Here is a 24,714-nt window from a genome sequence, read left to right as displayed (position 1 = left end):
CGGGGTACCGTTCCGGTGAGCATCTGCTCGGGTGAGTCCAGCAAGGAGTTGGCATGCGCGTTGTGGTGATGGGATGCGGTCGAGTCGGGGCTTCCCTTGCCGGCCAGTTGCAGTCCGCCGGGCACGAGGTGGCGATCATCGACCGAGATGAAACCGCATTTCGGCGTCTGGCCGAAGGCTTCACCGGCACCACGGTCAAGGGCGTCGGATTCGACCAGGACGTGCTGCGGCGAGCCGGTATAGCCGGTGCTGACGCCTTCGCAGCGGTGTCGTCGGGAGACAACTCCAACATCATCGCCGCGCGCGTCGCGCGAGAGACCTTCAACGTGCCCAAAGTCGTCGCCCGGATCTACGACGCCAAACGCGCGGCCGTCTACGAGCGCCTCGGCATCCCGACCGTCGCCACCGTGCCGTGGACCACGGATCGGTTCTTGTCGGCACTCGGCGGCTCCGATGCCGGCGTCGTCGCCTGGACCGAGCCTTCCGGCCAGGTCGGAATCGTCCAGCTCAGCATCCACGAGTCATGGGTCGGCAACTCGGTAACGTTTTTCCAGGAACAGACCGGATCCCGGATCAGCTTCGTCAACCGACTCGGCAAACCGCTGCTTCCCGGGCCCAAATCAGTACTGCAACAAGATGATCAGGTCTTCGTTGCCGCCTTGCTCGAAAATCTCGACAAGGTGCGCGCGGTAGCTTCCGATGTTGCCCCGGAAGCGGATTGACGTGAGCTCGCAGACCGGAAGGAAGACAGTATGAAGGTCGCGATAGCCGGTGCCGGTGCCGTCGGACGGTCGATCGCCCGCGAACTGCTCGCCAGCTCGCATGAGGTGATGCTGCTCGAACGCAACCCCGACCACATCGACGAAGAGGCGGTGGTCGGCGCCCGGTGGGTCGGCGGCGACGCCTGCGAACTCGACAATCTCGAAAAGGTCGAACTGCACAAGTTCGACGTGGTCATCGCCGCAACGGGCGACGACAAGGCGAACCTGGTGGTGAGTCTGCTGGCCAAAACCGAATTCGCGGTGCAACGTGTCGTCGCCCGGGTGAACGATCCGCGCAACGAGTGGCTGTTCGACGAGGACTGGGGTGTCGACGTCGCGGTCTCCACCCCACGAATGCTCGCCTCACTGGTCGAAGAAGCGGTGTCGGTCGGCGATCTCGTGCGGCTGATGACCTTCCGGCGCGGTCAGGCCAACCTGGTGGAGATGACCCTGCCCGACAACACGCCGCTGGCGGGCAAGCCGATCCGGAAACTCAAGCTGCCGCGGGACGCCGCACTCGTCACGATCCTGCGCGGGGGCCGCGTCATCGTGCCGCAGCCCGACGACACCGTCGAAGGCGGCGACGAACTGGTGTTCATCGTGCCGGCCGAAGCCGAAGCCGAACTTCAGGCCGCGATCATCGAGCCGGCGGCGCCTGCTCTGTAGTCCCGCCGGGACCGTCTGCGTCAGGTCCTTCTGACGCGGCGGCCATGGCATCGGACTCTTCTGCCGCCTCTTCTTCGTGTTCGGTCTTCTGCGCCCAGCGGACCAGCAGCACCGTGGCGAGCGCGGCTGCGGCCGTCAAGGGCCAGCCCATCCCGATTCGCGCCGCGGCCAGACCACCGGTCTGGTCGTTGTCGTAGAGGAACGACTGCACCAGATAGCGGACACCGAACAGGGCCGCCCACACGGCTGTGGCGATGTCGTAGGCCAGCAGTGTGCGGCGATGCTGACGCCAGTGCGTCCCGTTCCCGTTCACGCCGTTCCAGATCACCCCGACCAGCGGCCATCGGACCAGGATCGATGCGGCGAACACCCCCGCGTAGACCAGGGTGGTCCAGATTCCGACGAGGAAGAATCCCTTCGCGTCGCCGGTTCGGTGGGCGATGAACGCACACACCGCCACTCCGATGACACCGGAGATCGCGGGCTGAATGGGCTCACGCCGGATCAGCCGGAGCAAGAAGATCACAACGGCCACACCGAGAGCCGCGTAGATCGCCACCGTCAGATTCCACAGCGAATTCGCCGGCACGAATACCACAATGGGCACCGACGAATAGATGAGTCCGGAGACCCCACCCATCTGTTCGAGAACGGTCAGGGCCTTCGGGTCGTCGCCCTGCGCCGTTCCTGGTCGATGCCCGTCGTGCTCAGCTCTCACCGAGCAACTCGTAGTAGGGGTTGAACATGACCTTGCGGCCGTCGTGCTCACCTATCCGGCCTCGGACGATCACCGTGCGACCGGGTTCGATCCCGGGGATCCGATTGCGTCCGATGAACTTGAGCGTGACCACGTCGGTGCCATCGAAGAATTCTGCGGTGACACCCGATTTCATCGTCTTCGCGCAGGTCTGCACCGATCGCAGTTCGCCCTGCATGGTGACCTCGTCACCAGCCGAACAATCACAGGCGCGCTGGGCGCCGGTTTGCCGAGACTGTTCGGAGATGGTCTCGGCGTCGAGTTGCTCGAGGTCTTCCGTGAGTCTGCGCGTGAGGCGTTTGAGATATCCGCCTGCAGTCATGGCGCTACGCACCCTTTCGCCAAGTCAATCGAGCCAAATCAGTTGAGCCGCCGTATCGGTGAATCCGATGACGACCGTGGGCTGTTGCTCTCGCCAGGGTAGACCCCGCTACCGGTGAGTACCACTCGCCGCGGCAAGATCATCACATGCCGCGCACCCCCGTGTCGAAATCCCCTCCCGCAAACCGCGATCTGGTGATCGTGGCACTGCCCGGAACAGGTTCGGACGGGTACTTCGCCGGTCGGGCTTTTGCCGACGAGACGATCCCGGTGATTGCAGTGGATCCCACGGAAAACGGCTTGATCAGCACTTATCTGCAGGCACTCGACGACACTGCGGCCGACGGGCACCAGGTACTGGCGGCCGGCGTGTCGATCGGGGCGTGTGTGGCCCTGCGATGGGCGCTCGACAATCCCACCCGTTGCTCCGGTGTGCTGGCAGCGTTGCCGCCGTGGCTCGGTGATCCGGCCACCGCACCAGCCGCGCACAGCGCGCGGTTGACGCTCGACCAGCTCGCCCGAACCGGCCTGGAAGCGACCATCGAACAGATGACCGCGGGTACACCGCCATGGCTGGCCACCGAACTCGCCCGATCATGGCGGGCCACCGCACCGGTCTTGGATGCGATGCTCACCGAGGCGGCGGGCTATCACGCCCCGACCGCAGGCGACATCGCCGAACTGTCGGTACCACTGTCGATCACCGCGACGATCGATGACCCGGTGCACCCGTTCGAGGTGGCACAAACATGGCATGACGCGGCGCCGAACGCACTGCTGCAAACGATCACGCTCGACGATCTGGGCGCCGACCCGTCAGTGCTGGGCCGACGATGCCTCGACGGCTGGCGCCGGCTCACCCGCTGACGCCCGCCATCCGATCCCTACCGTTTCGGGCGGTTGCCCAACTGCTGCATCGCGGAGCCGCGTGAACCGCTCCCCGGTGCCGGGGTGTCGACTTCTTCCTCCGCAGGCTCAGGCGCGGCCGGCTGCGGCTGACCCTGAACCCGGACCGTCGCCTGGGCCGATTGCGCCTGCGCGTTGGCGGCCGGCGCGGTGGGCGCTGCATTCGCGTCCATCTTTCCGGAGTTCACCATCTCCTGTTGCGCGGCCGCGACCTGCTCGGCGAGAACCGGCGGCAACACGATCGGCAAGGGAGTACGAGGCGGATGCGGGTCGTCGCCACGGCGAACCACAGTTTCGCTGACGACGGCACGCGCCACCTTGGACAGGTTCTCGGCGCCCTCGGTCGGCGAACTGGCCACAGCGCGGATCATCCACCGCGGGCCATCGACGCCGATGAAGCGATGCACCCCACCGGGGACCGTCGCCACGACCTCGCGGCCCCAGAAGCCGGTTTCGATGGCTGTCGTGGCTCCCTCGGTCTTCAGGGATTCGGTGAGTTCGGTCACCACGTCGCGCCACTGACCACTCGATTTGGGTGCGGCGAACGCTGCGACCGTGATCCGCCCGTGAGGCGTCACCAGGAACACCGACTGCGGCTGATGATCCACCGACATCTCGACGGTGACCTGTCCGCCCTCGACCACCGGCACCAGGACCGATCCGAGATCGAGATGTGAGTTGTCGAACGTGGCATCCTTCGCCAGATCATCGATGTCGTACGGACCCTGACCACTGCCGATCTGCTTGGGTCCGACATTCGTGTCGGGGGTCTGCTCCTCGGTGGGGCGTCCCCGGCGGCTGCCCCGAATTCGCTTTTCGCGTGCCATTTTCAGCTGCTTTCCGACGCGTGTGCGTCCAACCTCGCGTGACCGCCACTCGAACCGTGACCACCTGCGCCACGGCTTGTTTCGTCCAGTTCGTCCACTTCCACGAAGTCGACGAGCTCGACCCGCTGAACCAGCAACTGTGCGATGCGGTCACCTCGCGCAATGGCAATCGGTTCGTGTGGGTCCAAGTTGATGAGGGACACCTTGATCTCGCCGCGGTATCCCGCGTCGACGGTTCCCGGGGTGTTGACGATCGACAGACCCGCGCGCGCGGCGAGTCCCGACCGCGGATGGATCAGACCCACCGTTCCGACGGGAAGTGCAATTGAGATCCCCGTCGGCACCAGCGCCCGGTGTCCGGGCGCCAGTTCGATGTCGATCGTGCTCGACAGGTCCACGCCGGCATCACCGGGGTGAGCCCGCCGAGGCAATGCGATGCCCGGATCGAGTCGCCTGACGGCGACCTGTCCCACCGGTTGGACAGCGGGGAACGGTGCGTCGGCAGGGGTGCTGCCAGGATCGTTTGCCACACGGGAAGACTACGCTGGCGCCGTGCCTCCATTCCCATCACCCGACACGGCCGGAGACCCCTCCCAGACCCACGGAGACGGTGCACGGATTGTTCACGACGAACGCCTGCACGTACCGCTGTGGTGGTGGCCGGTCGCCGCGATTGTCATCGGCCTACTCGGCTACGAGATCCAACTCGCCATGCACGGCAGCGAGTTCAGCCCGATCGTCTATGCGGTGCTCGCGCCGCTGGCCGCATGGCTCCTCTGGTCGATGGGCCGGACGCGCGTCTGGGTCGCCGACGGCGAATTGTGGGCGGGCAAGGCCCATCTCCCGATAACTTTGATCGATCGCGCCGCGAGCATCCCGGCCAGTGCAAAGAGCGCGGCCATGGGTCGCCAGCTCGATCCGGCGGCATTCCTCGCCCACAAGTTCTGGATCAAGACCATGGTTCTGCTCGTCCTGGACGATCCCGACGACCCGACCCCCTACTGGCTGGTCAGTACCCGGCACCCCGCCGAGTTGATCGCCGCCCTCGGGATGGCCGACGCGGCCGCGGAGTCCACCGACTGACGCTGACCGCGAGGTCCACGACCACCAGACGGAACAACACCGCGCCGATGGTGTCCCAGGCGGGGGCCCGGCGACACCATCGGCGCGGTGTTGTTTGTCTGTGTGTGTCTATCGGTTACTACGCGCAATCGACGCAGATGCGCGAGTTTCCGTTCTCCGTTGCCAGTCGGCTGCGGTGGTAAACGAGGAAGCAGCTGGTGCAGGTGAACTCGTCAGCCTGCTTCGGGATCACCCGAACCGACAGTTCCTCGCCGGACAGATCAGCGCCCGGGAGTTCAAAGGACTCCGCGGTATCGCCTTCGTCCACATCGACCGAGGCCGCCTGCGCTTCACTGCGACGTGCCTTCAGTTCCTCGAGTGAGTCCTCGGAGACCTCGTCGGATTCAGTGCGCCGGGGCGCATCGTAATCAGTTGCCATATTTCCGCCTTAGGTAGAAGCACCTGCGACCCGCGATACCCGATGTCAGCAGGTCCCGCGAGTCCCAACAAGCCGCGCACGTCATTCGTCTGCAATGTCCGCGACAGCGCCCTTGGAACAACGACGCCCGTGAAGGGATTCGTTGCTCGTCCAGACAAGTATTTTGTGATTTTCGCCACAGTTGATCAGAGGCCCGAGTTTCGAGTTATCCAATCTGAGACGGCCGAATCCTAGCCCAGCCGTTGCTCAGAGTCAACAACACTTGGGAGCGCAAAACATTCCCGTCGTCGCTGCCGAGCACAAATTGCACGACAGTTTAGAGTTGACACGCTCGACCACACTCCCGGCGGAAGGCATCGACAGCCCATGGTTTCGCAGATCACCTATGGCTATCCCACCGACGACCACGGTCGTCCGTTCCGTCGGCGGCGCTACCTGCCCGCGATCATCCTTGCCGTGGTGCTGGCACTGATCACGGCGATCGTCTGGGTCGGGGCCCTGTCATCGAACACCACCGAGGCCAAGCCGGTGGACTGCCCACAGCCCCCGGCACCGTCCGCGACACCCGATTCGCCGGCCCCGGTGGTCGGCACACCCGCTGATCGCGAAGAAATGCTCCGGATCTCGCCGGCGGCACTGGCCGGCTTCCAGATCAGGGTCCTCAATGCGACCGACGAGCAGGGCAAGGCACAAACAGTGCTCGACGACATGACGTCCCTGGGATTTCAGGGAACCCCCCAGGCCGCCTACGGCGATGATCCGCTCTATCCCGATCAGAACCTGGAATGCTTCGGGCAGATCCGCTTCGGCGACGCCGGCAAGGCCGCTGCCGCCGCGCTGTGGATCGCTGCACCCTGCACCCAGCTGATCAACGACGGACGCGCCGACAGCGTTGTCGACCTCGCGATCGGCGAGTACTTCAGCGACAGCAGTCAGAGCCAGGATGCCCTGGCAGTCCTCGACACCCTCCGCAGCGCCAACCCACAGGACCCCAACACCGGTGCAGACCCGGCCGTGGTCTCAGCGGTTCACGAAGCATCCTGCTGAACCGGGATCGGCGCCAGCGCACCGATTCCGGCAAGCAGCGCCCGCAGGTCGTCGGCGATACCCGGCGCCATCGCCAGCGTCACGTCGCCGTCGCCACCGCGTGATGTCGGGGAAGGTATCTGGACGATCGCGCCCGCCTCCTCGGCGATCAACGAACCGGCGGCCCAGTCCCACGGACTGAGTCCGTGCTCGTAGTGTGCGTCGACGGCCCCGCTGGCCACCATGCACAGATCCAGGGCCGCCGACCCCACCCGGCGGAGATCCCGGATCCGGGGCAACAGGCGGGCGATCAGGGCGCCCTGGACTTCACGTCGCGACGCGGCGTAGCCGAATCCGGTGGCCACCAACGCCAACGCCACCTCGTCGACGGCGTTGCAGCGCAACCGGACCGGCCCCGAACCGTCGTCGGAGAACGCACCGCCGCCGCGGGTCGCCCAATACGTCACACCCCGCGCGACATCGACCACCGCACCGGCGACCGTCGTGCCGTCGACCTGCGCGCCGATCGACACCGAATACGCCGGGATCCCATAGAGAAAGTTCACGGTCCCGTCGATCGGATCAACCACCCAGCGCACCCCGCTCGGGACCGCGACCGATCCGCCTTCTTCCTCGCCGAGTACCGAATCACCGGGACGCCGTGTCGCCAGCAACCCCCGGATCAGCTTTTCCGATTCGGTGTCGACGATCGTCACCGGATCGGTATCGGTACTCTTTGTCGAGACTGCTTGCGGCACAGAGTCATTCGAGACACCGACCCCGAACACCTCCGGTCGCCTGGTTCGGACGTGGCGGGCAGCCTCCTGCGCCACCGCGACGGCAACAGCGGTCAACTCATCGGGATCGAAACGGGTATCTGTATCGAGTTGTGGCACACATACATGTGAGCACACCTCCGCCCTCCGCCGCCGGACCGGCTCGATACCGGTACAAGCGAAATGTTCTTCCGCGACAGCGCGCAGAACCCGCCCGCGCTGACTAGCCTGAACAACGGCGGGCCGAGGCGCACCATCCCGCACCAGTCGAGCGAAGGAGCCACATCCGTGTCCACTGAATCCGCAGGCGGCGATCCCACATCCTCACTCGGCCCCAACCAGGCCGTCGGGGTCGATGTCGGCGGTTCGGGGATCAAAGGCGGCCTCGTCGACCTCGACACCGGTCAGCTCATCGGTGAGCGTTTCAAGGTCCTGACCCCTCAACCGGCCACACCGCAGGCCGTTGCCGCCGGAATCCGTGAGGTCGTCGAACACTTCGAATGGTCCGGTCCGGTCGGGGTGGCACTCCCCGTCGTCGTCACCGCCGGCATCGCGCGGACCGCGGCCAACATAGACAAGGCCTGGATCGGTACGGACATCTACGAACTGCTCGGTGCCGAACTCGGTGACCGCCAGCTGTCGGTCCTCAACGACGCCGACGCCGCCGGTATGGCCGAGGATCGGTATGGCGCCGGCAAGGACTACAAGGGTGTTGTCATGCTGCTGACATTCGGCACCGGTATCGGTTCGGCGATCCTGTTCAACGGCGTGCTCATCCCCAACACCGAACTCGGTCACATGCAGGTCGGCGAGATGGAGGCCGAGCACCAGGCGTCCTCCAAGGTCAGGGATGACAACGACCTGTCGTTCCCGAAATGGGCCGAGGACGTGTCCCGGGTGCTGATCGCCTACGAAGCGCTGTTCTGGCCCGAGGTGTTCATCGCGGGCGGTGGAGTCAGCCGCAAAGCGCACAAGTGGATCCCGCATCTGACGAACCGAACACCGGTTGTACCGGCGACTTTGCAGAACTCGGCCGGGATTGTCGGGGCCGCAATGGCGGTGGCGGCGGGGTTGCGGCCGTGAGTGCCGTTACAATGGCACACAGGCTGGCTTCGAGCCGGTTCCCCCAAGCCCCAGCTTCGCCGAGTTCCGTCTCGGCCTGACACCGCCGTCGCGACGCACATCCCCGCGGCACGGCGTCATGTAGATAGCCCGAAAGGTAGTACGTGGCAGCCACGAAGACCCGCCAAACTGAACCAGATGCCGAGCAGTCGGAATCGGAGTCGGTGACCGCGCCGCGGGCACGCAAGGCGCCCGCAAAGAAAGCAGCCGCCAAAAAGGCCCCGGCCAAAAAGGCCGCCAAGAAAGCACCTGCGAAGAAGGCCGCCGCGAAGCGGGCTCCCAAGGACGCCGACGGCATCGAGACCGACGGTATCGAGAACGAAGCCTCGATCGACGACATCGACGTCAACGAGGATGAACTCGAAGACGTCACCGTCGACGATGATGACGACGACGACACCACCACTGTCGCGGTCACCGCTCCCGGCAAGGCTGCCGCCAAGACCAAGAAGGCCGACGACGAACCGTCCGAAGCCGACAAGGCATCCGGCGACTTCGTATGGGACGAGGACGAGTCGGAGGCGCTTCGCCAGGCCCGTAAGGATGCCGAGCTCACAGCTTCGGCCGACTCGGTCCGTGCGTACCTGAAGCAGATCGGCAAGGTCGCACTGCTCAACGCCGAAGAAGAGGTCGAGCTCGCCAAGCGCATCGAGGCCGGACTCTTCGCCACCGAGCGGATGCGCAGGCTCGCAGCGGCCGGCGAGAAGCTCACCGTTGCACAGCGTCGCGATCTGTCGTGGGTCTCCCGTGACGGTGGCCGCGCCAAGAACCACCTCCTCGAGGCGAACCTTCGACTGGTGGTCTCGTTGGCCAAGCGTTACACCGGCCGCGGCATGGCCTTCCTCGACCTCATCCAGGAAGGCAACCTCGGTCTGATCCGTGCGGTCGAGAAGTTCGACTACACCAAGGGCTACAAGTTCTCGACCTACGCCACGTGGTGGATCCGTCAGGCGATCACCCGCGCGATGGCCGACCAGGCGCGCACCATCCGTATCCCGGTGCACATGGTCGAGGTCATCAACAAGCTCGGTCGTATCCAGCGTGAGCTGCTCCAGGATCTGGGCCGTGAGCCCACTCCGGAAGAGCTCGCGAAGGAAATGGACATCACGCCGGAGAAGGTGCTGGAGATCCAGCAGTACGCGCGTGAGCCCATCTCGCTGGATCAGACCATCGGCGACGAAGGCGACAGCCAGCTCGGTGACTTCATCGAGGACTCCGAAGCGGTCGTCGCCGTCGACGCGGTCTCGTTCACGCTCCTCCAGGATCAGCTGCAGTCGGTCCTCGAGACGTTGTCCGAACGTGAGGCCGGCGTTGTCCGGCTCCGCTTCGGACTCACCGATGGACAGCCGCGGACCCTCGACGAGATCGGCCAGGTCTACGGCGTGACCCGCGAGCGGATCCGTCAGATCGAATCGAAGACCATGTCGAAGCTGCGGCACCCGTCGCGCTCGCAGGTCCTGCGCGACTACCTCGACTAGTCACGCTCGTAGCAATGACTGATGGCCGGCCCCCTTAGGGACCGGCCATCAGTCATTTGCGCTCTCTTGTCATTCGACCTGTTCGACGACCTCGGCAAGCCAATCGAGGATCTCGCCGCGCACCAGCGTCCGGTTGGTTTCGTTGAGGATCTCGTGGCGGGCGCCGGGGAAGACCCGAACGCTGACGTCCTCGAGACCGCCGTTACGGTAATGCGCCACAAGCAGATCCACCAGCGCTCCCCCGCCGTTCACCGGATCCTTGTCGCCCACCGCGATGAGGATCGGCAGGTGCGGCCTGATCGCGGCGACCGCCGATCGTTCTGCGATCCGGCGGGCACCGATGAACATTGCCTTGGCCGAGTCGACGTCGATCCCGAACCCGCACAGGGGGTCGGCGATGTACTCGTCGACGACGGAGTTGTCGCGTGAGAGCCAGTCGAAATCCGTTCTGGCGGGGGCAAATGGGGCGTTGAACATCGCCAGGTCGAGTTCTGCGTCGAGATCGAGTGCGGGTTCGAGGCCGTCCAGGGCCGCAGTCCCGCTCAGGACCACCGCATCCACCTGGTTGCTGTCGTCGAGCAGGTATTGCTGTGTCGCAAACGAACCCATACTGTGGGCGATCAGTACCAGGGGCAGATCGGGCTGCTGCGTGTGAACCATCGCCACCACCCGTCCGATGTCCGCGACCAGTTGCCGCCAGCCGTCCGGGCCGAGGTCACCGAGCTCGCGGTCTGCCAGTCTGGATCGGCCGTGTCCACGATGGTCGTAGCCGAACACCACGTAACCGTCATCGGCAAGCGCCTCGGCGGTCTCGGAATATCGCCGGATGTGTTCGCCCATGCCGTGGATCAGGAGAACCGCCGCCACCGGTTCATCGGTGGGATCCCACCGAACACCCGAAATCGTTGTGCCGCGACTCGACTCGACCGTGAACTCGGAAGGCATGTATCCCTTTCGGCTGCGATGTTGCGGCGATCATCTGCCGGAAAATCGATTGATTCCACCTGGATTTGTATTCTGATCGATCAAACGTAGTACTTCCCGCTTTCCAACAAGACCATATGTCCGTGTCGTGTTTCGATGACTGCATGTTCGGCATACTTCGTCCCTGCATGACGCACCTCGATTCCGAATTGGCAGATCTGTGGCGTGCCCACATGTGCGGCGTCTGTCTGACCCTGCGATCGGGTCACGGTCAGCTGTCCCGATTGACGACCAACACCGATGCCGTGGTGGTCTCGATACTTGTTGATGCGCAACGCGACTCTGCGTCCGGCACGGTCACCGCCGGACCTTGCGCGCTGCGTGGGATGCGTACGGCCCAGGTCATCGCCCCCGGCGAACTGAGTGTGCGGCTCGGTGCCACCACCTCATTGACGTTGGCCTCCGCCAAGACCACCGATGTCCTCGCCGAGCAGGTGTCCGGACTTGCGGCCCCGTCGAGGCTCCGCACCCGCAGCGCGCGCATGGCCGGACCACGGCTGCGGCACAAAGCGCTTGCCGACGCCACGGTCTCGTCCGCCATCGGGTGCCCGGAACTGCTCGACGACCTGTCCCATCAGGCCGAGGTGGAGATGCGGGCGAGCACCCTCGACGAGATCACCGGTGGTTCGGCCCGGGCGGCCGCCGCGGTCTTCGCCGCGACCGCCGAACTCGCCGGGGTACCGGAGAATCGGGAGGTTTTGACGCGGATCGGTGCCGACTTCGGTCGCTGTGCCCATCTCCTCGACGCCGTTGCCGATCTCGAAAAAGACAGCAAGACCGGCGATTTCAACCCACTGTCGGCCACCGGAACGAGTATCGAGGCAGCCTGGGACGACTGTCTGCGACTGCTGGCCGCGATCAGGACCGGGCTCGGTACGCTGCGTCTGCGTGATGACCGGTTGGTGACCAAGTTGCTGGTCGGCGGGCTCAACCACGCGATCACCGAGGTCTTCGGTCGCCGGCCGGAGGCGGTGTTCACCTCACCCGGGTCCCCGTCGCAACGTCAGCCGTTGCCCCCGATCCACAAGCGGATACTGCCGTGGATCGGTGTCTACTGCACCGGATACGCCTGCTGCGCGGACCACACCAATCCCTGCAACGGCAAACATCATCAGTCCGGATGCCAGAACGTCGATTGCGACGGTTGCGAATGTTGCTCTTGTTGTGAATGCTGCGACTTCTAGGTCAGTGCAACTGCGGGTACCGGCCGGACTCGTCTACGTCGTACCGCTCGACCGCGGTCACCGCGCCGGTCGGCAGGGAACCGTACAGATGCGGGAACTGCATTCCCGACGGATCCGGCGGATCGCCGTCCTCCCAGACGATTTCGGCCCCGACCCGCAACGGGTCGATGGTCAGCAACACCAGATCTGATTGATCCAGATAGAGCAGATTGGCCGGAATGTGAACCTGATTGCGTTCGGACAGGTGCACAAAGCCCTGGTCGGCCAGCGACGTGGGCTCGATCGATCCCGTTGTCCGGGCCTCGAGCCAGTCGGAGATCGAACAGAGATGGACCAGGTGTGTTCCGGTGCTCACCCCATCAGCCTGCCGTATCAGCCGGTAGATGCGCCAGGGGCAATATCGTTGCGGATGTCCGGGGCGACGCCGTCGCGGGCTGTGAAAACGATGGCGGCGACCACCAAGGCCATGCCACACAACTCTGCGGCAGAGGGTATCTGGGAGAGCATCACCGCTCCGACGACTGCTGCCGTCACCGGAAGCAACGCCAGCAGCAGAGCGAATCGCGCTCGGGTCAGGCGCACCAACACGATCTGGTCGAGCAGATACGGGATGGCACTGGACAGCACACCAACCGCGACGCCGAGCGCCAGGATCCGCCAGTCCCACAGCGCTCCCGGGTCGATGGTGGTGGTCACGCCGATCACCAGGGGCGCGCAGATCGCCCCGGCCATCGACAAACCGATCGCCAGGTCGTCGATCCCGTCCCGCCAGGGCAACGTCGATGTGCCGTTGCCGGACACCACTTTGCCGATCAGGATGTAGCCGGCCCACATCGCGGCGGCGAGCAGGGCGAACACCACGCCGATCGGTGACCCCGACAAGCTGGCACCACTGAGCAGTACAACCCCGACCAGGACGGCGAGCACGGCCATCCCGTCCGCCATCCGCCGCGAGCCCGCCGCCGCGACCACGATCGGCCCGAGGAACTCGATGGCCACTGCCACACCGAGATCGATGTGGTCGATCGCCAGATAGAACGCAACGTTCATGCCCAGGGTGACCAAGCCGAATGCCGAGGCGATCAGCAGGCGTCTGCGTCCGAACGACACGCCGGTTCGCGGCCAGCGCCACCCGGCCAGCGGCCACCAGATCGCGAGCAACACACCTCCGGCGCCCAACGTCCGCAACCACGCCACCGCAGCGGGGTTGAGTTCGTCGAACATCGGCACGGCGATCGAGGCACCGACGTACTGACAGATCGCCCCGATCACAAACAGTGCGGGCACCAGCGAGACGAGTCCGCCGGATCGCGTGGCAGATTCGGCGGCGGGCGGCATTGACACACTGTAGGTGTGGGGGTTGTGCGAGATGCGTCACACCGTCCCTGTTACAAATGTTGCAGATCGCAGGTCAGCTGTTACGGGTGAGTGACGACACACCCGGCGGGCCTCGGGAACAAAGACGATTCGCAAATCGTCTGAAAGAGTGAGAGCTGGATACACCACCCCGGTGTGTTAGCTCGCGAAGGGACCGCGCCACGCAGGCCCGGGACGGAGGAAAAATGTCAGACACCATCACCACGCCCCCGATCGCCATGCCATTGACCACTGCTGACCGCTGTGATCGTTGCGGCGCCGCAGCACGAGTGCGCGCCACGCTCCCCACCGGTGGAGAGCTCCTGTTCTGCCGTCACCACTTCAACGCCCACGAAGCACGACTTGTAGACCTGGGTGCCACTGTGACCGCGTCCGAGGACGAGCTCGTCTAGATTTCTTCAATCAACAACTCTGCCGCGGTTCACGTCACGTGAACCGCGGCAGAGTTGTATCCGGGGCTTGATCGCGGGATCACCGCCACTTACGCAGGGCATCGATGCGCTCCTGCAGTTGCTCGGCTGTGGCCATCGCGGTGGGCGGACCGCCGAGGCGTTCGCGAAGTTCGTTGTGCACCTGGCCATGCGGCCTTCCGGTGCGATGGTGATGCATGGCGACCAGGCTGTTCAGCTCGCGGCGCATGGCGGTCAGTTGCTTACCCACCGACGGGGCCCGGTCGACCGGCGGCGCCGGAGCCGTGTCGCCGCTGCGGTTCTCGACCTGATCGGACTGACGTTTGCGAAGCAGGTCCCGGACCTGATCGGCGTCGAGAAGGCCTGGCAGACCGAGATAGTCGGCTTCCTCATCGCTTCCGGAAAACGTTGCGGTACCGAAGGACGACCCGTCGAAGATGACCTGATCTAGTTCGGCGTCGGCGTGGAGGGACTCAAATCCCTTCTCGTCCTCACCGGCTTCGTCTTTTTGCTTGTTGGCCTCGTTGAGCAGTGCATCTTCGAGGCCGTCGGATTCCCGATGCGGCTTGCCCAGCACGTGATCGCGCTGCGCCTCGAGCTGACTGGCCAACTGCAGCAGGACCGGAACCGACGGCAGGAACACACTCGCGTTCTCCCCCGGTCGCCGCGAGCGCACAAAACGGCCGATGGCCTGGGCGAAATACAGCGGCGTCGACGCACTCGTCGCATAGACGCCCACCGCCAGTCGCGGAACGTCGACGCCTTCGGACACCATTCGGACGGCGACCATCCACTCGTCCTTGGATTCGCTGAACTCGGCGATCCGGCCGGACGATTTCGGGTCGTCCGAGAGCACCAGCGTGGGCATCTTGCCGGTGATCGCCTGCAGCAGTTCGGCGTAGTCGCGTGCCACGGTCTGATCGGTCGCGATCACCAGGCCGCCCGCATCCGGCATCCCGGTGCTGCGCAGCTGTCGCAGGCGGGTGTGGGCCGCCTGCAGGACGGCCGGGATCCAGTCACCGTGTGGGTCGAGCGCCGTGCGCCAGGCACGGGCGGTGTGTTCGGCCGACAACGGCTCGCCGAGCCGGGCGGTGAACTCCTCGCCCGCACTGTTGCGCCAGCTCGCCTCACCCGAATAGGCGAGGAACACCACCGGGCGCACCACGCCGTCGGCGAGTGCTTCGGCATAGCCGTAGGTGTAGTCGGCGACCGATCGGGCACCGCCGCCGGGCTCCGGCTCGTAGGTGATGAACGGGATCCGGCTGTCGTCGGACCGGAATGGGGTTCCGGTCAGCGACAGCCGCCGGGTGGCATCGGAGAAGGCCTCGCGGATCGCATCACCCCAGCTTTTCGCGTCACCGCCGTGGTGGATCTCGTCGAGGATCACCAGTGTCCGGCGGTTCTCCGTCCGGACCCGATGGCGGGTGGGATGGGCGGCGACCTGTGCGTAGGTCAGCACCACACCGTCGAAGTCGGAGCTGGTCTGGCCCGCGGAGTTGCTGAAGTTCGAGTCGAGCGCGATGCCCGCACGGGCCGCCGACGCGGCCCACTGGTGCTTGAGGTGTTCGGTGGGGGCAACCACCGTGATCGCGTCCACCGTGCGGTCGGCCAGCAGTTCGGCGGCGATACGCAGGCCGAAGGTGGTCTTGCCCGCACCGGGGGTGGCCACCGCCAGGAAATCCTTCGGCGCTCCCGACAGGTACTTGGTCAGCGCCCGTCGCTGCCAGGTCCGCAGCGACGACGCTGCCGGCGCCGGGGCCGGGCTGGTTGTCGATGGCTCGGAAACGGCTGTGGGTCGGGTCACGACAGAGCACAACTCCCTTGACGCAGTTGATGTTTGAACAGTGGTGCACCGTTCGACGAGGTCGAGACGGGGTGCCTGGCGGTCGGTATCGGCGGCGATGCGCTCCGGTGGCCGGGCACCCGGAATGCTACCGCGAACCAATGACAATCGGCGCAGTGGACCGGATGCAACCAGAAGCGGCGCGTCGCGGCGCGGGATCAAGCATCCCACCCGAACTTCGGTAATGCTTGACACCATCAGCGTTCCAACCGGGCCGGCCCCCGACTCTGGCCCAGACCCCACGCCGTCGACGCCGACCGGTGGCGATGATGCAGATAAGCCCACATTTTCCGGTGTCACAAAGCTCCTGCCCTCGATGCTCTGGCGGACCGTCACGAAGTCCTGGGACGACTCGATCTTCGCGTTGTCGGCGCAGGCCGCGTTCTGGCAGACACTGTCGCTCCCCCCGCTGCTCCTGGGATTGCTGGGCACTGTGGGGTTCATCGCAGATTGGTTCGGCCCGAACACCGAACAGATCATCTCCGACAAGATCATCAGTTTTTCGGATCGGACCTTCAGCGACAACGTGGTCGACGAGATCATCCGGCCGACGGTCGACAACGTCGTGGTCAGCGGCCGTGCCGACCTGATCTCACTCGGCTTTTTGCTGTCCCTGTGGGCGGGCTCGTCGGCCATGGCGAGCTTTGTCGACTCGATCGTCGCTGCTCACGGTCAACACAATGTCCGGCATCCGGTCACCCAGCGACTGTTCGCTCTCTGGCTGTACATCTGTTTCCTGGTGCTGGCGGTCCTGACGCTGCCTCTCGTCGCTCTGGGACCCACCTATGTCCGGGACGTCATCCCGAAGTCGTGGCATCCGGCGAGCACCGTTGCCATCGATTACGGCTACTTCCCGGCGGTCGCGTTGCTGTTGATCGTCGGCCTGACAACTCTGTACCGGGTGGCGCTGGCCAACCCGCTGCCATGGCACCGACTGGTCTGCGGCGCGCTGCTGGCCGGCTTGGTGTTCTGGTGCGCCAGCGCGGTGTTGCGCTGGTATCTGACGGTCATCACCGGGACCGGATACAGCTACGGCGCGCTGGCGACACCGATCGCGTTCTTGCTGTTCACGTTCTTCCTCGGTTTCGCGATCGTCGTGGGCGCCGAGTTCAACTCGATCGTGCAGGACCTGTGGCCGGCGAACCCCACCAAGATCGACCAGATGCGCGGCTGGGTGTCCCAGCAGACCAGCGACATCACCGATCAGCTCCTGGGTTCACCACCCCGGCTGCAGACGGGTCCGATCCAGAAAAAGGCCGGCCCGGTCGAGAAGGAGGATCAGGCCGACGACCAGGGCCCCCCATCGTCGCAGGACTGAAGGTCAGTCGCCTTTTTTCATCTTCGAGTAGATCTTCTTGCACTTCGGGCAGACCGGCGATCCCGGCTTGGCCGAGCGCGTGACCGGGAAGGTCTCGCCGCACAGCGCGACCACGATGTTGCCCATCACGGCGCTCTCCACGATCTTGTCCTTCTTCACGTAGTGAAAGAACTTCGGTGTGTCGTCCTCGGTGGTTTCGTCGGGGGTGACGTCCGGCTTGTCGAGAGTCTGGGTATCCATGGGGTCAATTCTGCATCGCCCCGGCCCGCCGGGCCAATATCGACCCGAGGTGGCCGCTGCCGGGCGAAGAGAGCATAGTGGACGGCGTGGGTTCGAAAGATCACGCGCCCGAATCGTTTCTCATCACCGAGGCACAGACCTCCCTGGAAGAACAACATCGCGCACGCGTACGCAGATACCTGACCTTGATGGCGTTCCGGATCCCGGCACTCGTCATCGCGGGAATCGTCTATGCGACCACTGAGAACGGCCTGCTCGCACTCGGAGTGATCGTGTTGTCCATCCCGATCCCCTGGGTCGCGGTCCTGATGGCCAACGACCGGCCACCACGCCCAAAAGATGAAGTGCTCCATTACAAATACAGCGGACCGTACTCACGACAGCTGACCGACGGCAACGATTTCCACGGAATCGATCGACGCGAAGAGTGACCATTTCAGAACCAACGGCCGACCTGTACACCCAGGCTGACGGCCTACATGAGGCATTCCTGCGCGCCGGTTACACCACCGACGGTGTACTGCGTCTACTCGGCGACCAGGCTCACGATGCCCTCGGACGCGGCGAACCGGTCCCGGCGCGCCGTATCTGCGCCGGCGGCGGCGAACTCGGGGTCCTGATCCGCCTGCTCCTGCTCGGGGACACCTGTTCGGAGTCCGAGGTCGCGGCCGCGCTGCGTCCGGTGTCGGTCGACGACGCCGTCCGCCACGGCATCGTGGCGCGCGACGGCCGCGGTCTCTACGCCGCGATCGACCTGCGCCCCCTCGACTTCGGCGCGGGCAACCGGTGGCTGTTCTCCGACCTCGACGGCTCCTTGCGACGCCACAGCATCACTGAAGACCACGTCCTCGGTGTCGGGCACGCCTCACTGTCGCTGCTCCGCGCCACCACCACCGAGCCGGTCGGCCGCCTCCTCGACGTCGGCACGGGCTGCGGTGTTCAGGCTGTGCACGCCGCAGATTTCGCCGGACACGTCACTGCCACCGACATCACCGACCGTTCGCTGGCCCTCACGCGCGCCGGTATGGCCATCAACGGCATCGACGCCTCTCGGTACTCGCTGCTCAAAGGCCCGTGGTTCGGCCCGGTGGGCGGCCAGAAGTTCGATCGGATCGTCGCGAACCCACCGTTTGTGGTGGGCCCACCGAAGGTCACCCACACCTATCGCGACTCCGGGCTCGACCTCGACGGCGCGAGCGAACTGATGTGCCGCACCGCGCCAAAGTTCCTGAACGAGGGCGGAACCGCCTCGATGCTCGCTTCCTGGGTGATCACCGGTGACGACTGGCGTGAGCGGATCGCTCAGTGGATCCCCGACGACGGCGTCGACGCCTGGGTGGTGCAACGTGATGTGGCCGATCCCGCGCTGTACGTCGGCACCTGGTTGCGCGATGCCGGTCACGATCCCCGAGATCCGGCCTCGGCGGAGATGGCCGATCGCTGGCTGACCCACCTTCAGAAAGCGGGCGTCCGCGGTATCGGCTTCGGATTCGTGTTCCTGCGCCGCACCGATGAGCCCACCGACCTGCTGGCCGAAGAGCTCAGCCACACCTTCGAGGACCCGCTCGGCGCCGAGGCCGCGGATTACCTGCGCCGGGTCGCATGGCTGCGGAACCACGATGTGGGCGACGAACGGTTCTCCGTCGCCGAAGGTGTCGCGCTCGAGCAGGTGTCGACCCTGGCGGAGGAAGGCGGATGGGAGGGCGTTGTCACGCGTATCCATCGCCCCGACGGTCCTCGCTGGAGCCACGAGATCGACCAGCTCGGGCAATCGTTGCTCGCCGGACTCAACCCCGACGGACTGTGCCTCGACGAGGTGACCGAATTGCTGGCCGTCGCGACCGGCGATGAGCGCATCGACCCCGCTGCCGTGCGGGAATTGGTCGAGGGTCTGATCCGCCATGGCATCGTCCTTCCGGCCCGCTGGGATCAGTCCAGCCGGAAAACCTCAGTACACTCTCAGTAACTTCTCAGAAGCCTTCTCGATAGTTGCAGGTCACAGAGCTCACCTCGGGGAACGCGTGCGGAACTATCTGCACGGTCCCCTCCGTTGAACACTGTGAAAGCAACCGCACTTGAGGAGGCCGACATGTCCAGCCCCACCACAACAATCCGTCCGCCGATGACCGAGCAGGACCTGGATGCGCAAAGCCCCGCAGCGGACCTGGTCAGGGTTTATCTGAACGGCATCGGCCGCACCGCACTTCTCAATGCCGAACAAGAAGTTGAACTGGCCAAGCAGATCGAGGTCGGTCTGTACGCCAAGCACGTACTCGCAACCCGCAAGCGTCTGTCGGCGGTGAAGAAGAAGGACCTGGCCCAGCTCGTCCGCGAGGGCGAGTCGGCCCGCGCCCACCTCCTCGAGGCCAACCTTCGGCTCGTCGTGTCGCTGGCCAAGCGCTACACCGGCCGCGGGATGCCGCTGCTCGACCTCATCCAGGAGGGCAACCTCGGACTGATCCGCGCGATGGAGAAGTTCGACTACGCCAAAGGCTTCAAGTTCTCGACCTACGCCACCTGGTGGATCCGTCAGGCGATCACCCGCGGCATGGCTGATCAGAGCCGCACGATCCGGCTCCCTGTCCACCTGGTCGAGCAGGTCAACAAGCTGGCCCGGATCAAGCGTGAGCTGCACCAGCAGCTCGGCCGCGAAGCCACTGACGACGAGTTGTCGTCGGAGTCGGGTATCCCAGCGGCAAAGATCGCCGACCTCCTCGACCACAGCCGGGATCCGGTGAGCCTGGACATGCCCGTCGGCAGCGACGAAGAGGCACCGCTGGGCGACTTCATCGAGGACGCCGAAGCGACCTCCGCCGAGAACGCCGTCATCGCCGGTCTCCTGCACAGCGATGTCCGGACCGTCCTGGCGACCCTCGACGAGCGGGAACAGCAGGTCATCCGCCTGCGCTTCGGCCTCGACGACGGTCAGCCGCGCACCCTCGACCAGATCGGCCGCCTGTTCGGGCTCTCTCGCGAACGCGTCCGCCAGATCGAGCGCGAGGTCATGTCCAAGCTCCGTCAGGGTGATCGGGCCGAGCGTTTGCGCGCCTACGCCAGCTGAGCAAACCTTCAATGCGCGATCAGCCGCCACCAGATTTTCTGGTGGCGGCTGATCTATGTTCGGGCCCCGGGTCGGAATCTACAGTCGACGAGGACCGGAGTCGTGTTTGGTCGGAACCGGACCCACCGTCATCCGGGCGGCCAGCACCGCGACCCCGCGGGGTGTCGCGTGAATCGGATCGCACATCACATCCCGCGTTTCGGGAATGTCGTCGACCAGCGCGGAGATCCTGATCACCAGGTCGATGAGTGCGGCCTTGTCGACGGGTTCGGATCCGCCGTACCCGGACAGCAGCGGCGCCGACCGGGGCGCCTCGATGAGATCTGCGGCGTCACTTTCGGTCAACGGCAGTGCCCGGTACGCGCGGTCCCCCAGCAGATCGCTGGTCACGCCGGCAAGTCCGAACGACATCAGTGAACCGAACGACGGATCGTCGCGAACGCGGATGACGGTGCTGATGCCCTTGGGCGCCATCTGCTGTACGTGCAGCCGGGACTCCCCGGTCACCTCGGCGAGTTCGACCACCGCGAGTTCCACGGCATGCTGATCAGGGAGGTCGAGCCGGACGCCCTCGCGGTCCGCGCGCCCGCGCCACCCCTCGGAGAATGCCTTCACCGCGACCGGGTAGCCCAGTTCGTTTGCCGCCGCGGCACTTTCGTCAACCGTGCTGACCTCACGGAACGGCACGATCTCGATTCCATAGCAGCGCAGGATATCTGCGGTGCGCTGATCATCGAGTTCGATGACCGCGCCACCGGCACCCTCCACGGCTTCCCGAACGAGGAGCCGCGCGGTGTCCGGATCCACGTCAGCCGGACGCCTGACCTCCGACGGCGGCCGCGACCGCCACTGCGCGTACCGCCAGGCGTGGCCGAGGGCTTCGGCGGCGCGTTCCGGACTCGGATACGACGGGATGGAACCGCGCGCGGGGGTCCCGTACTTCCCCAGGACGGTGAGGTGCTGCGGAATACCCTCCACCGCAAGGAATGTCGTCACCACCGGCTTGTCAGACCCGGACATCCCGGTCATCAGTGCCTGCGCGTAACGGTCGACGCTGACCGCGACCGGCGGCACGAACACCGCGATGAGCGCATCGACGTCGTCATCGGCGGCCGCGATTCGGACGGCCTCCTCGAACGTCTCCGGTGAGGCACCCGGACCCAGATCAACACGCTGGACGACCCGGAGCCCGAAGTGACTACCCGCCTCCTGCGCCAGCACGCCGAGTGCAGTCGAGTTGCCGACGATGCCCACGCGCGGTCCGCGGGGCAACGGCTGGTAGGCGAATACCGTTGCGCAGTCGAAGAGCTGGGCGATGGTGCTGACCTGGATGACCCCGGCCTGAGCCAATATTGCGCGGGTACTCGCGTCGTCGAGTGAATGGTCGGCCGCCGCCATCGCCGGCGGTACCGCCCCTCGCCCCGACTTGACCGCCACCACCGGTTTGCCACTCGCGACCCGGCGCGCGAGCCGCGTGAACTTTCGCGGGTTGCCGAAACTCTCCAGGTAGAGAAGCACCACTTCGGTGTCGGGATCGGTATCCCAGTACTGCAATACGTCGTTGCCCGACACGTCCGCGCGGTTGCCGGCGGAGACGAACGTCGAAAGCCCGAGCTGCCGACGGGCGGCGGTGTCGAGGATCGCGATGCCCAATGCACCGGATTGGCAGAAGAATCCCACCGCGCCGCGACCGGGAACGTGCGGTGCGAGTGTGGCATTGAGGGAGATGGCCGGATCGGTGTTGGCAACACCGAGCGCGTTCGGACCGACAAGTCGCATGCCGTGTTCCCGGATCGATTCGACGAGTCGCCGTTCCGATTCGAGTCCGGAGTCGCTGGTGTCACCGAAGCCGGCCGACAGGACCAGCATGGTCTTGACGCCCTTGTGCAGACAGTCGTCGAGCACCTCTTCGACAGCGTCGGCGGGCACCGCGACGATCGCGAGATCCACCGGGTCGGGGATGTCGCGCACCGTCGAATACGCGCGGATGCCGCGAACCGCACGATGCTCGGAGTTGACCGGGAAGACCGGGCCGGTGAACCCTCCGGCAACCACGTTGGCCAGCACCGCATTTCCGACCTTGAGCCGGTCCACGGACGCACCGATCACCGCCACCGAGGCCGGACGAAGCAGGTTGGCGACACTGCGTGCCTCGGAGCCGCGTTCCCGGGCGTTGCGCACCGACAACAGGGCCTCGGTGGGGTCGATGGTGAACTCCACGTGGATGGTGCTGCCGTCGAAGCTGCGTCGCAGCTGATAACCGGCGTCGCGGAACACCGCGACCATGTTCGGGTTCTCCGCCAGTACCTCGGCCTCGAACTTCTCGAAGCCACATTCGGCCGCGGCGCCCGCGAGATGTTCGAGTAGGACCGGACCGAGCCCGCGTCCCTGGTGCTCGTCGGCGACCACGAACGCCACCTCCGCCGTGGTGGGCTTACCGCTCGCGCCGAGGCCCTCGTAGATGCCGATGGCGATGATCTCGCCGCCGAGAACACCCACGAACGCCACGCGTGTGTAGTGGTCGACCGTGGTCATCCGGGCGAGTTCACGCGCCGGGATGTGCGGAAAGGGACCGAAATATCGCAGGTAGCGCGTGCGCTCCGACAACCCCGAATGGAACTTGACCAGGGCGTCGGCGTCCTCGGGAACTATGGGGCGCAGATGCACCACCCCACCGTCGCTGGCCAGGACGTCGGCGATCCAGTGGCGCGGATAGTCGTGCGGTCCACGTTGATCGGGCCGGATGCTCTCGGTCGCCGAATTGCTGATTCCAGAATTGTCAGTCACGGGGATCCTCCGGATCGAGACCGCACAGCGGGTAGACGGCTCGGCGTGTCGCCATGATGGTGGCGTCGAGCCGGGTTTGCGCTGCCTCGGTGACACCGTCCATCAACGGGCCGCCACCATCACCATCCCACGGTAGATAGTCCAGGTCGCCACCGTCGGTCATTGTGAGTGCCGGATCACTCCGCAGCGACTCGTCGAGAAGCTGTCCCTCGATTGTGGCTGCCTCGCGCCAACTTTCATCGATGATCGTCTCGGGTGCGACGTCGTTGCCGGTGACCGCGGCGATCAGGTGCGTCCAGCTGCGGGGCACCACGTCGACGATCCCGTATCCGCCGCCACCGACCGCGAGCCACCGCCCCTCGGAGTACTTGTCGGCCAGGTCGCGCATCGCCAGAATCGCCGCTCGCTGGCCATCGACCGTGAGCGACAGATCGGTCAGCGGATCGCGGACGTGACTGTCTGCGCCACACTGACTGACGATGATCTGGGGCCGGAAGGTTTCGATCACCCCGGGGACGGTCGCCTTGAAGGCCCGCAACCAGAGTTTGTCGCCCGTCTCGGGCATCAGGGCGACGTTCATCGCGGTACCGCGGCCGTCTTGCTCCCCCACCTCTTCGGGCCAGCCGCTGCCCGGCCAGAGCGTTGCCGGATGCTGGTGCAGCGACACCGTCAGCACCCGTGGATCAGCCGCGAAAACCTTCTGGACACCATCACCGTGGTGGGCGTCGATGTCGATGTACGCGATCCGGTCGTAGCCCTGTTCGAGCAGCCAGCGGATCGCGACCGCGCAATCGTTGTAGATACAGAAGCCGGCCGCATGTCCGGGCATCGCGTGGTGCATGCCACCGCCGATGTTGACGGCCCGCTTCACCGACCCCGACGCGATGGCCGCCGCAGCGGCCATCGTCCCGCCGACCAGCAGACTCGCCGCACCGTGCATGCCCTCGAACGCGGGATTGTCGGCACTGCCGAGACCGAACACGCGCTCGAGGAGCTGCGCTGCACCCTTCGTGTGGCCGTCGATGGCGGACGCGGCCCGGACCGCGTCGAGGTAGGACGCGGTGTGCACTGTCTGGAGCAACTTCTCGTCCACCGGCATCGGCGGGCTGGTCTCGACGCCGTCGAGCACTCCCAGGGACCGCGACAACGACATGGTCAGCGCCAGCCTGACCGGGTTCATCGGGTGCGAAGGCGTCCATCGGTACCGCAGGAAATCGTCGCTCCAGATCACTGCCGCGGGCTGGGGATCCGATGTGTGTGACCGAACGCTCATGAAGTGAGCCTAGTGGCCTGCCCGACAGCGCAGGCCACTGTGACCCACGACCTCCTGCGGGGTTACCAACATCACCCTTCCAGCCAGGTAACCTGG

The 24,714-nt window shown here is 65.5% G+C and carries 26 protein-coding genes; 13 read left to right on the top strand and 13 right to left on the bottom strand.

What is annotated here, in order from left to right; translation table 11 throughout:
* The first annotated feature begins 53 nt into the window (after positions 1-53).
* Both H290_RS0114010 and H290_RS0114005 read left to right on the top strand, forming a co-directional pair.
* Positions 54-722, top strand: coding sequence for a TrkA family potassium uptake protein (locus tag H290_RS0114010; protein ID WP_020107441.1), 669 nt, complete (start codon positions 54-56; stop codon positions 720-722).
* Between the two features lie 30 nt (positions 723-752).
* Positions 753-1,427, top strand: coding sequence for a TrkA family potassium uptake protein (locus H290_RS0114005; RefSeq protein ID WP_020107440.1), 675 nt, complete (start codon positions 753-755; stop codon positions 1,425-1,427).
* Here the strand turns inward: H290_RS0114005 and H290_RS0114000 are convergent.
* Both H290_RS0114000 and H290_RS0113995 read right to left on the bottom strand, forming a co-directional pair.
* Positions 1,399-2,145: a DUF3159 domain-containing protein gene (locus tag H290_RS0114000; protein WP_020107439.1), complete on the bottom strand. Its 747-nt coding sequence runs from the start codon at positions 2,143-2,145 to the stop codon at positions 1,399-1,401. The genes H290_RS0114005 and H290_RS0114000 overlap by 29 nt on opposite strands.
* Positions 2,135-2,506 (bottom strand): OB-fold nucleic acid binding domain-containing protein, encoded by a 372-nt coding sequence (locus tag H290_RS0113995; protein WP_020107438.1) that lies wholly within the window; start codon positions 2,504-2,506, stop codon positions 2,135-2,137. The genes H290_RS0114000 and H290_RS0113995 overlap by 11 nt, the downstream gene beginning before the upstream one ends.
* Positions 2,507-2,652: 146 nt before the next feature.
* Here H290_RS0113995 and H290_RS0113990 point away from each other — a divergent pair, with 146 nt between their 5' ends.
* Positions 2,653-3,372 carry an alpha/beta hydrolase gene (locus tag H290_RS0113990; protein ID WP_020107437.1) on the top strand — a complete coding sequence of 240 codons (720 nt, stop codon included), beginning with the start codon at positions 2,653-2,655 and terminating at the stop codon, positions 3,370-3,372.
* Positions 3,373-3,389: 17 nt separating this feature from the next.
* Here H290_RS0113990 and H290_RS0113985 read toward each other — a convergent pair whose 3' ends face one another.
* A complete protein-coding gene (locus H290_RS0113985) occupies positions 3,390-4,238 on the bottom strand; it encodes a DUF3710 domain-containing protein (protein WP_020107436.1) in 849 nt (282 codons plus the stop codon).
* 2 nt (positions 4,239-4,240) lie between these two features.
* Positions 4,241-4,711 (bottom strand): dUTP diphosphatase, encoded by a 471-nt coding sequence (dut, locus tag H290_RS0113980; protein WP_020107435.1) that lies wholly within the window; start codon positions 4,709-4,711, stop codon positions 4,241-4,243.
* Between the two features lie 79 nt (positions 4,712-4,790).
* On the opposite strand from dut, the gene H290_RS0113975 reads away from it, so the two are divergent.
* On the top strand, positions 4,791-5,321 hold the full coding sequence (locus H290_RS0113975) for a DUF3093 domain-containing protein (protein ID WP_231373636.1): 531 nt from the start codon (positions 4,791-4,793) through the stop codon (positions 5,319-5,321).
* Positions 5,322-5,439: 118 nt separating this feature from the next.
* Here the strand turns inward: H290_RS0113975 and H290_RS0113970 are convergent, their stop codons facing one another.
* Positions 5,440-5,739, bottom strand: a complete 300-nt coding sequence (locus H290_RS0113970) for a DUF4193 domain-containing protein (RefSeq protein ID WP_020107433.1) — start codon at positions 5,737-5,739, stop codon at positions 5,440-5,442.
* A 366-nt stretch (positions 5,740-6,105) separates the two neighbouring features.
* Between H290_RS0113970 and cei the strand changes: the two genes are divergently transcribed.
* Positions 6,106-6,786, top strand: a complete 681-nt coding sequence (gene cei, locus H290_RS0113965; RefSeq protein ID WP_020107432.1) for an envelope integrity protein Cei — start codon at positions 6,106-6,108, stop codon at positions 6,784-6,786.
* On the opposite strand, the gene H290_RS0113960 is transcribed toward cei, so the two are convergent.
* Complete coding sequence (locus H290_RS0113960; protein WP_028463177.1) at positions 6,768-7,661, bottom strand: inositol monophosphatase family protein; 894 nt, start codon at positions 7,659-7,661, stop codon at positions 6,768-6,770. The genes cei and H290_RS0113960 overlap by 19 nt on opposite strands.
* Before the next feature lie 63 nt (positions 7,662-7,724).
* On the opposite strand from H290_RS0113960, the gene ppgK reads away from it, so the two are divergent.
* The gene (gene ppgK / locus H290_RS0113955) at positions 7,725-8,624 is read left to right on the top strand and encodes a polyphosphate--glucose phosphotransferase (RefSeq protein WP_020107429.1); all 900 of its coding nucleotides are present in this window, start codon (positions 7,725-7,727) and stop codon (positions 8,622-8,624) included.
* 143 nt (positions 8,625-8,767) lie between these two features.
* The gene (locus tag H290_RS0113950; RefSeq protein ID WP_020107428.1) at positions 8,768-10,141 is read left to right on the top strand and encodes an RNA polymerase sigma factor; all 1,374 of its coding nucleotides are present in this window, start codon (positions 8,768-8,770) and stop codon (positions 10,139-10,141) included.
* Positions 10,142-10,210: 69 nt separating this feature from the next.
* On the opposite strand, the gene H290_RS0113945 is transcribed toward H290_RS0113950, so the two are convergent.
* On the bottom strand, positions 10,211-11,086 hold the full coding sequence (locus H290_RS0113945; RefSeq protein ID WP_020107427.1) for an alpha/beta hydrolase: 876 nt from the start codon (positions 11,084-11,086) through the stop codon (positions 10,211-10,213).
* Between the two features lie 116 nt (positions 11,087-11,202).
* Here H290_RS0113945 and H290_RS0113940 point away from each other — a divergent pair, with 116 nt between their 5' ends.
* Complete coding sequence (locus H290_RS0113940; RefSeq protein ID WP_369758820.1) at positions 11,203-12,309, top strand: DUF5685 family protein; 1,107 nt, start codon at positions 11,203-11,205, stop codon at positions 12,307-12,309.
* A gap of 1 nt (position 12,310) precedes the next feature.
* Here the strand turns inward: H290_RS0113940 and H290_RS0113935 are convergent, their stop codons facing one another.
* Together H290_RS0113935 and H290_RS28600 are read right to left on the bottom strand one after the other, a co-directional pair.
* The gene (locus tag H290_RS0113935) at positions 12,311-12,664 is read right to left on the bottom strand and encodes a DUF952 domain-containing protein (RefSeq protein WP_020107425.1); all 354 of its coding nucleotides are present in this window, start codon (positions 12,662-12,664) and stop codon (positions 12,311-12,313) included.
* A gap of 17 nt (positions 12,665-12,681) precedes the next feature.
* On the bottom strand, positions 12,682-13,647 hold the full coding sequence (locus H290_RS28600) for a DMT family transporter (RefSeq protein ID WP_020107424.1): 966 nt from the start codon (positions 13,645-13,647) through the stop codon (positions 12,682-12,684).
* A 224-nt stretch (positions 13,648-13,871) separates the two neighbouring features.
* Here H290_RS28600 and H290_RS30670 point away from each other — a divergent pair, with 224 nt between their 5' ends.
* Positions 13,872-14,078: a hypothetical protein gene (locus tag H290_RS30670; protein WP_028463175.1), complete on the top strand. Its 207-nt coding sequence runs from the start codon at positions 13,872-13,874 to the stop codon at positions 14,076-14,078.
* Positions 14,079-14,157: 79 nt separating this feature from the next.
* Here the strand turns inward: H290_RS30670 and H290_RS0113920 are convergent, their stop codons facing one another.
* Complete coding sequence (locus H290_RS0113920; RefSeq protein ID WP_369758819.1) at positions 14,158-16,137, bottom strand: DEAD/DEAH box helicase; 1,980 nt, start codon at positions 16,135-16,137, stop codon at positions 14,158-14,160.
* Here H290_RS0113920 and H290_RS0113915 point away from each other — a divergent pair.
* Positions 16,124-17,257, top strand: a complete 1,134-nt coding sequence (locus H290_RS0113915; RefSeq protein ID WP_020107422.1) for a YihY/virulence factor BrkB family protein — start codon at positions 16,124-16,126, stop codon at positions 17,255-17,257. The two genes, H290_RS0113920 and H290_RS0113915, sit on opposite strands and share 14 nt — an antisense overlap.
* Positions 17,258-17,260: 3 nt before the next feature.
* On the opposite strand, the gene H290_RS0113910 is transcribed toward H290_RS0113915, so the two are convergent.
* The gene (locus tag H290_RS0113910; protein WP_020107421.1) at positions 17,261-17,497 is read right to left on the bottom strand and encodes a DUF3039 domain-containing protein; all 237 of its coding nucleotides are present in this window, start codon (positions 17,495-17,497) and stop codon (positions 17,261-17,263) included.
* Positions 17,498-17,574: 77 nt separating this feature from the next.
* On the opposite strand from H290_RS0113910, the gene H290_RS0113905 reads away from it, so the two are divergent.
* From H290_RS0113905 to H290_RS0113895, 3 genes are all read left to right on the top strand, one after another.
* A complete protein-coding gene (locus H290_RS0113905) occupies positions 17,575-17,928 on the top strand; it encodes a DUF3099 domain-containing protein (protein WP_020107420.1) in 354 nt (117 codons plus the stop codon).
* Positions 17,925-19,463 carry a methyltransferase gene (locus H290_RS0113900; RefSeq protein ID WP_020107419.1) on the top strand — a complete coding sequence of 513 codons (1,539 nt, stop codon included), beginning with the start codon at positions 17,925-17,927 and terminating at the stop codon, positions 19,461-19,463. Before H290_RS0113905 ends, H290_RS0113900 begins: the two co-directional genes overlap by 4 nt.
* A 123-nt stretch (positions 19,464-19,586) precedes the next feature.
* A complete protein-coding gene (locus H290_RS0113895) occupies positions 19,587-20,558 on the top strand; it encodes a sigma-70 family RNA polymerase sigma factor (RefSeq protein ID WP_051122039.1) in 972 nt (323 codons plus the stop codon).
* Positions 20,559-20,636: 78 nt separating this feature from the next.
* Here the strand turns inward: H290_RS0113895 and H290_RS0113890 are convergent, their stop codons facing one another.
* On the bottom strand, positions 20,637-23,345 hold the full coding sequence (locus tag H290_RS0113890; protein ID WP_020107417.1) for a bifunctional GNAT family N-acetyltransferase/acetate--CoA ligase family protein: 2,709 nt from the start codon (positions 23,343-23,345) through the stop codon (positions 20,637-20,639).
* Positions 23,338-24,618, bottom strand: coding sequence for an acetoin utilization protein AcuC (locus tag H290_RS0113885; protein WP_051122006.1), 1,281 nt, complete (start codon positions 24,616-24,618; stop codon positions 23,338-23,340). The genes H290_RS0113890 and H290_RS0113885 overlap by 8 nt, the downstream gene beginning before the upstream one ends.
* Positions 24,619-24,714 lie beyond the last annotated feature (96 nt).

Source organism: Nocardia sp. 348MFTsu5.1, assembly GCF_000383535.1.
In the GTDB taxonomy this organism is placed as follows: Bacteria; Actinomycetota; Actinomycetes; order Mycobacteriales; family Mycobacteriaceae; genus Williamsia; species Williamsia faeni.
Note: the sequence above shows the minus strand (reverse complement) of the source record. Positions and strands in the feature narration are given on the sequence as shown.